The sequence below is a fragment of the Sporosarcina sp. E16_8 genome (genome assembly GCF_017347095.1).
GTDB lineage: Bacteria > Bacillota > Bacilli > Bacillales_A > Planococcaceae > Sporosarcina.
Genome location: NZ_JADPRZ010000117.1, coordinates 1 through 1329, shown reverse-complemented (window position 1 = coordinate 1329; position 1329 = coordinate 1). Strand labels below are relative to the sequence as shown.

The following is a 1329-nucleotide window of genomic DNA, read 5'->3' as shown; positions in this document are numbered from 1 at the left end:
TTGGAAACGATCCTCATACGTCCTAGTATCTGTCGCAGGTTTTGTTACATTACCTTGATAGCGATATACGCGATTATCTGAAGCTGGTTTCGTAACCGTACCCCTATATTTATAGATTGGTTCTCCTGGAATTACTTCGTACAACTTACAAAACCACCCACCTTGGGGATTACCATTACTTGGATTACATTCATAAAAATATTGCCCATTACCTGACATTCCTGAATGGTCTTGTCCATACCCATGATTGCTTGATATTAACCTTAATGAAGATGGTCCTGGCCCATAATAGTATTGACTTAAAGTTCCGCTATACCCACCGGAATTATAGTAACTAGACGATTGACCGGTTACTTCTATAGAATGACTAGGAGTATAACTACCACTATATACATATTGTAAAAGATTACCTACATAGCCACCTGAGTTATAACTACTTGATGTTTGTCCTTCAACATACTTAGTATCTTCAGGTGTATAACTCCCACCCGTTTCTACTTTCCGTGACGGGTTACCTCCTGAAACTTTCACAGTAACCTTTTCTCCGTCTACATTAACAATTTCGGCGTTACCGGTATTAGCCTTAGCCCCATTTAACATTTTTAATCCAGGGATTGAAAACGTGTGTGTTTGTATGGTGCTAGTGCTTTCGGGTGTCTTGAACAACTCATTGTCAAGGTCTCGAATATCCGCTGTAATTGTTACATCTGTAGCTGTAAGCGTGGTAGGGCTTGCTGATAAAGATATGTCAGGGGCGGTTTTATCTATATTATTTAGTGAAATTGAACCAATTTCTGACCATTCCCCTTCAGAATTTTGCCCCTTAGCTTCAACCGTTCCGTTCTTTATTATAGAAATTGGTACTGTATAATCCGTCCATACTCCTGAATCAATTCGATATTTCTTTACAACGGAATTATCAGAGTACTTTATTTCAACAGTAACGTTTTCATTGGTGGGTGTTATCGGTGATGCAGAAAGTATTGGTGTTATAGGTTTTTTATCTATATTACTTATATTTATTGTTTCGATAGATTCATTACCCGCCGTATCTTCTGCATAAACGGTGTATGTGTCATTTTCGCTTACTGTAAACGTGGTTCCATTTAATTCCACCCCTGCATTTTTGAAAAACTCAACAATCTGATTCCCTTTTGTCCATTTTTGAACAGGTACAACCCTTTCATAATCAAGTGAAATTTCATATTGGAAACGATCCTCATACGTCCTAGTATCTGTCGCAGGTTTTGTTACATTACCTTGATAGCGATATACGCGATTATCTGAAGCTGGTTTCGTAACCGTACCCCTATATTTATAGATTGGTTC

General features: G+C 38.1%; 1 pseudogene. It reads right to left on the bottom strand.

Annotated features, from left to right (window positions below):
- Positions 1-1329, bottom strand: a pseudogene (locus I2484_RS21010) (hypothetical protein); the annotation flags it as partial.